Below are 6,146 nucleotides of genomic sequence, written 5' to 3' on the forward strand. Positions count from 1 at the left end.
CCCCTGCGGCGCCACCGTTACCCCAAAATCCGGTGTTGCCCCCGTTTCCGCCTACGCCGCCCGTCCCGGCCGGTCCAGCAATACCGCCGGCTCCACCTGCTCCGCCGTTTCCGTACAGCATGCCGCCGGCACCACCGCTGCCGCCGGCCATGCCAGGTCCGCCTTGCCCGCCTGCGCCGCCGTTGCCAAACAGGCCCGCTGCCCCGCCCGCCCCACCCCGCAGGCCGACTCCGCCAGACCCGCCGTTGCCGCCGTTGCCGATCAATATCCCCGCGGCGCCACCGGCGGCACCGCTGCCCGGCGCCGCGTTAGCGCCGTTGCCGATCAATGGGCGTCCCAGTGCTGCCTCCGTGGGCGCGTTAATCGCATCCAGCAGAATCTGTTGGACGTTGACGGCCTCGGCACTCGCATATGCGCCCGCGCTGGCTGTCATTGTTTGCACCAACTGGTCATGGAACATTGCGGCCTCAGCGGCTACCGCTTGCCAAGTCTGGGAGTGCCGGCTGAACAGTGCCGCGATGGCCACCGAGACGTCATCGGCGGCCGCGGCCGCCACTGAGTTCGTCGTACCGGCGGCTGCGATGTTGGCCGAAGCGATCACCGATCCGAGATGGGTCAAATCCCCGACTGCCGTACTCAGGATCTGTGGTGTTGCGACCAAGTAAGACATTCGGCGCACCTTCTGCAATGCAGTACCGGCCCGACGATTGTCGCCCGGGGGCTCCCGCGGCGGACGCGACCCAGCTGAGTCTAAACAGGGATCTCAAACCAGGCGGGAAAACTCCGGGTTTAGGCGCGGTTGGGCGGCCGCAGCACCTGCAGCGCAGCCGGCACCGCAGAAATCTCGGCCGGCAGCGCACAGGCGAAGTCGCCGTCGGCGTAGACGTTGATGCCGGGGCATTCGATGTGGACGGTCTTGGCCCGTGCGGTGGTTACCTCGTCGAGTTTGACGTGGGTGCCCTTGATCGCAGTGGGGAAGAAGCGGATCAACTTCGTCCGGGATCCCGTCTGCACCATGGTCAGATCCAATAGGCCATCGGAGCGGTCGGCATTGGGACAGATCAGCATTCCGCCGCCATAGCTGCGCATGTTGCCCAGCGCCGTCAGCGTGAGATCGGACTCGATTTCGTGCTTGCCGTCCAGCACCAGCCGAAATGGCAACGCGCGCAGCTGCGAGAGCTCGGCGAGCATCGCAATGTAATAGCGCAACCGTCCGTGTGGCCAGGTCATCCGGTTGGCCCGGTCGGTGACCAGGGAGTCGAATCCGGTTGCGGCTACGGTCCCGAACCACTTATCGACCCCGTTGCCGTCCCTAATCCGGCCGAGGTCAATCGTTTCCGTCCAGCCATCGATAATGAGGTCCGCGGCGGCCTCGGGATCCTTTGTGGGAATGCCGAGTTCGCGGGCGTGATCGTTGCCGGTGCCCGCCGGGACGATGCCCAGCGGAACGTCGGTGCCGGCGAGCACCTGCAATGCATTCGAGATGACGCCGTCGCCGCCGGTGACCACGACCGCGTCGGTGCCGTTTTCGACGGCGGCGGCAAGCAGATACCGCGCGTCTTCGGCGTCTTCGCCGACGATTTCGATGACTTCCACGCCCCGGTGCTTGAGCCGGGCGATTGCAACCTGCGAGGCGTGTACCGCGGCGCCGTGTCCCGACAGGGGATTGGTCAGCGCGGTGACCTTCGCGATCTCGCGCCGACGCAATTGTCCCTGGGCGGCGCTATCTGGAATTTCCGCGGTCACGGAATCAGCTTGCCGGGATTGAGAATTCCGGCTGGATCCAGCGTCGCCTTGACCGCGCGCAGCAACTGCACGCCCAGCTCGCCCACCTCTTCCCGCATCCACGGGCGGTGGTCGGCGCCGACCGCGTGGTGATGGGTGATGGTTCCGCCGTTGGCCATGATCGCATCCGAGGCGGCGCGCTTGGCCGCCCACCATTGTTCGATCGGATTGCCGCGCTGTCCGGCGACCACGGTGAAGTACAGCGACGCACCCGTCGGGTAGACGTGGGACACGTGGCACATCACCAGCGCCGGGGTGCCCGATTCGGCCAGCGAGGACGTAAGTGCCTCGGTGACAGCGGCTTTCAGGGTGGGGATGTTGGACCAGTCGGTGGCGGTCTCGAGGGTCTCGCACAGCGCGCCGGCGGCCAGCAGGGAGTCGCGCAGGTATGGCGCGGCGAACCGGCCCCGTTCCCAGGCCTGCGCCGGCTCTTCACCGAGTGACTTGCCGCCGTGTGCTTCCAGTAGCGCGCGCGTCTCCGCGTGCCGGCTTTCGGTGTGCTCCTTGGTGCCCTCGAACAACGTCAGGCCCAGGCAGCCGCCGGTGATCTGGTTATCCCCGATGGCTTCGGTGGTGGCCAGGTTGACTCCGGTCTCGGCCTCATCGGAAAGCCGTACGACCGTGGGCCCGGTGCCGGTTTGGGTCACCGCGCGCAGCGCGGCGGTCCCGGTGGCGAAGTCGGGGAACGACCACGCCTCGTAGCGGGTGATCTCGGGCTTACGGTGCACCCGCAGCCGCACCTTGGTGATGACGCCGAAGGTGCCTTCCGAACCGATCGCCAGCTGGCGCAGGTCAGGTCCGGCGGCCGAAGCCGCTACCCGGCCCAGGTCCAGCACGCCCACCGGGGTGATCATCCGCAGCCCGAGGATCATGTCGTTGAACCGGCCGTAGCCCGCCGAGTCCTGACCCGACGAGCGGGTGGCCGCGAAGCCGCCGATGGTGGCGAACTCGAAGCTCTGCGGAAAGTGCCCGAGCGAGAAGCCGTGTTCGCCGAGCAGACGTTCGGCGTCCGGGCCGGTGACCCCGCCGCCCAATTCGGCGATGCCGGACACCTCGTCGAGGGAGTGCAGTTGGTCGAAGCGACGCAAATCCAGCGAGATTACCGCACTGAAGTCGCCGCGGACCGGGTCCAGGCCGCCGGTGACGTTGGTGCCGCCGCCGAACGGGACAACCGCGATGCCGTTTTGCGAGCAGTACTGCAGGATGGCGGCGACGGTGTCGTCATCGCCGGGCAACAACACCGCGTCAGGTGCATCCTGAAGCCCGGTGTCCTTGCGGCGCAACATGTCTGGCGTGGATTTGCCGCCGGCGTGCAGCAATCGGTCGCGGTCGGCGGTGCGGAGGAATTCGGCGCCGACGATCTTGGCCAGCTGATCCTGATGCTCTTGAGACAGCGCCGACGGGCGCAGCTGCACCTGATCGGGCTGCAGGTCGGCCTCGTCGGAATCCTCCAGGCCGACAACCTGCTTCAGCAAAGTCTTGATGCCGTCGGAAAGCGGCTTGGCTGCGGCGGGATCTCCCCACGCGTTCCATTTCATCGGCGGGAGGAGTTCCTCAAGATGCGTCATGCGTTACAGTATTACACATGCTGTCAATGAGTAATGCTCCTTCGACTATCGAGGATCGCATACTTGCGGCGGCGGCGAGTTGCGTGGTCGATTTCGGTGTGGATCGGGTGACGCTCGCCGAGATCGCGCGCCGGGCCGGCGTCAGCCGTCCGACGGTGTATCGCCGCTGGACGGATACCCGGTCGATCATGTCGACGCTGCTTACCAGCCACATCACCGATGTCCTCAAGGAAGTGCCGCTCAACGGGGACGACCGCGAGGCGCTGGTGAAACAAGTGGTCGAAGTGTCCGACCGGCTCCGGCGCGACGATCTGATCATGTCGGTAATGCATTCCGAACTGGCCCGGGTGTACATCACCGAACGCCTGGGGGCCAGCCAGCAGTTTCTGATCGAGGGGCTTGCCGCGCGGCTCAAAGTAGCGCAGCGGAACGGCAGCGTACGCGCCGGCGACGCCCGTCAGCTCGCGGCGATGGTGCTGCTGATCGCACAGTCCACGATTCAGTCCGCGGATATCGTTGCGCCGCTTCTTGATTCCGCAAAGCTGGCCGCAGAACTCACCTACTCACTGAACGGATACCTGTCCTGATGTCCAACTCGACCGCTCACTCGACAGCTCTTAACGCCGCGCGCCGCACCGCCGAGTTGACCGCACTCGCCGACGGTGAACCGCTGGACGTCGTGGTGATCGGCGGCGGTATCACCGGGGTCGGCATCGCCTTGGACGCCGCGTCGCGCGGCCTGCGGGTGGCGCTGGTGGAAAAGCACGATCTGGCTTTCGGGACGAGCCGGTGGAGCTCGAAGCTGGTACACGGCGGTCTGCGATATCTGGCCAGTGGCAATGTCGGTATAGCCCGGCGCAGCGCCATCGAACGCGGAATCCTGATGACGCGCAACGCACCCCATCTTGTCCAAGCGTTGCCGCAGCTGGTCCCGTTGCTGCCGTCGATGAATTTCGCCAAGCGTGCGATGGTGCGCACCGGCTTTCTGGCCGGCGACGCGTTGCGGGTGCTGGCGGGTACACCGTCCTCGACGCTGCCACGGTCGCGCCGGATTTCCGCGGAACGCGTCATAGAGATGGCCCCGACCGTTCAGCGTGACGGCCTGCAGGGCGGTCTTGTCAACTATGACGGGCAATTGATCGATGACGCCCGCCTGGTCACGACGGTGGCGCGGACGGCGGCGCAGCACGGCGCCCGGATCCTCACCTACGTGTCGGCCTCGAGGGCCACCGGCACTTCGGTGCGGCTCACCGATCGGCGCAGCGTACAGTCGTTCGAGGTGTCGGCACGCGCCGTCATCAATGCGGCGGGGGTGTGGGGTGGGGAAATCGATCCGTCGTTGAAGTTGCGGCCCAGCCGCGGAACCCATTTGGTCTTCGACGCCAGCGCTTTCGGCAATCCGACTGCGGCGCTTACCATTCCGATTCCCGGCGAGCTGAACAGGTTCGTGTTCGCCATGCCCGAGCAGCTGGGCCGGGTGTACCTGGGGTTGACCGACGAGGATGCTCCCGGACCGATTCCCGATGTGCCAGAACCGTCTTCAGAGGAAATCATGTTTCTGCTGGACACGGTGAATACCGCGTTGGGGACGACGGTTACCACCAGCGACGTCATCGGTGCGTACGCAGGCTTGCGGCCGCTCATCGACACCGGTGAGGGCCGCACCGCCGATGTGTCGCGCGACCACGCGATTTTCGAGTCGCCGTCCGGCGTGATCAGTGTGGTCGGCGGCAAGCTGACCGAATACCGTTACATGGCAGAGGATGTTCTCAACCGCGCGATCAGCCTGCGGCATCTCAACGCTGCGCAGTGTCGTACCCGCGATCTGCCGTTGGTTGGTGCGCCCGCTAACCCCGGGCCGGGAACAGGTCCGATTGGCGAGCTGCCCGCGTCGCTAGTGGCCCGCTTTGGCGCCGAGGCGGCCAACGTTGTCGCCGCGGCCACCTGCGACCGGCCCATCGAGCCCGTCGCCGACGGCATCGACGTGACCCGGGCGGAGTTCGAATATGCCGTCACGCACGAGGGCGCGCTGGACGTTGACGACATCCTCGATCGCCGCACGCGCATTGGTTTGGTGCCGCGTGATCGTGAGCGCGTCGTCGGTGTGGCCGAGGAGTTTCTAGCCCCGCTCAGGTAGTGATCGGTGTCCTGTTAAGCGCGGACGCTACGCCTTCGGCGGCGATACGATGTGCATGCTCGATTGCGTCGACGGTGGCCGGCTGAGTGCCGGGTTGTCGTCAGTCGTGAGGAGGTCCGGGATGTCATTCGTTTCCGCGACACCTGAGGCGGCGGTGGCGGCGGCCAATGATTTGGCGGGTGTTGGCTCGGCGATCGGCGCGGCCAACGCCGCGGCAGCGACACGGGTGTCGAGGGTGCTGGCCGCCGGGGCTGATGAGGTGTCGGCGGGCGTGGCGGCGCTGTTCGCCGGGCACGGGCAAAGCTATCAGGCGGTCAGCGCGCAGGCCGCGGCGTTTCATGACCAGTTCGTGCGGGCCTTGGCCGTCGGTGGGGGTTTATACGCGAGTGCCGAGGCAGCCAACGTGTCGCCGTTGCAGACCTTCGAGCAGGATGTGCTCGCGGTGATCAATGCGCCTACCGAGTTCGCGCTGGGACGCCCGTTGATTGGTAACGGCGTCAACGGGACCACGCCGGGCCAGGCGGGCGGGGCCGGTGGGCTGCTGTTCGGCGACGGTGGCAATGGCGCGGCCGGCGCCGCCGGCCAATCCGGTGGCGCGGGCGGCGCCGCGGGATTGTGGGGCAACGGCGGGGTCGGTGGCGCAGGTGGGGCGGGCG

At 66.8% G+C, this 6,146-nt stretch carries 6 protein-coding genes; 3 read left to right on the top strand and 3 right to left on the bottom strand.

Going from position 1 to position 6,146, the window contains the following annotated elements; genetic code table 11:
* The 3 genes from AWC27_RS10710 to AWC27_RS10720 all read right to left on the bottom strand — a co-directional run.
* On the bottom strand, window positions 1-670 hold a 670-nt coding region (locus tag AWC27_RS10710; protein WP_139836898.1), incomplete at its 3' end, for a PE family protein.
* 119 nt (window positions 671-789) lie between these two features.
* Window positions 790-1,734, bottom strand: coding sequence for a diacylglycerol kinase (locus tag AWC27_RS10715; protein WP_139836900.1), 945 nt, complete (start codon window positions 1,732-1,734; stop codon window positions 790-792).
* An 8-nt stretch (window positions 1,735-1,742) separates the two neighbouring features.
* Window positions 1,743-3,323, bottom strand: coding sequence for an FAD-binding oxidoreductase (locus AWC27_RS10720; protein ID WP_085670475.1), 1,581 nt, complete (start codon window positions 3,321-3,323; stop codon window positions 1,743-1,745).
* A gap of 47 nt (window positions 3,324-3,370) precedes the next feature.
* Between AWC27_RS10720 and AWC27_RS10725 the strand changes: the two genes are divergently transcribed.
* From AWC27_RS10725 to AWC27_RS10735, 3 genes are all read left to right on the top strand, one after another.
* Window positions 3,371-3,940: a TetR/AcrR family transcriptional regulator gene (locus AWC27_RS10725; protein WP_085670473.1), complete on the top strand. Its 570-nt coding sequence runs from the start codon at window positions 3,371-3,373 to the stop codon at window positions 3,938-3,940.
* Entirely contained in the window at window positions 3,940-5,490 is a 1,551-nt protein-coding gene (locus tag AWC27_RS10730; RefSeq protein ID WP_085670474.1) for a glycerol-3-phosphate dehydrogenase/oxidase, read from the top strand. Before AWC27_RS10725 ends, AWC27_RS10730 begins: the two co-directional genes overlap by 1 nt.
* 121 nt (window positions 5,491-5,611) lie before the next feature.
* The coding region (locus AWC27_RS10735; RefSeq protein ID WP_139836899.1) for a PE family protein at window positions 5,612-6,146 on the top strand (535 nt) is incomplete at its 3' end.

This window comes from Mycobacterium szulgai, assembly GCF_002116635.1.
In the GTDB taxonomy this organism is placed as follows: domain Bacteria; phylum Actinomycetota; class Actinomycetes; order Mycobacteriales; family Mycobacteriaceae; genus Mycobacterium; species Mycobacterium szulgai.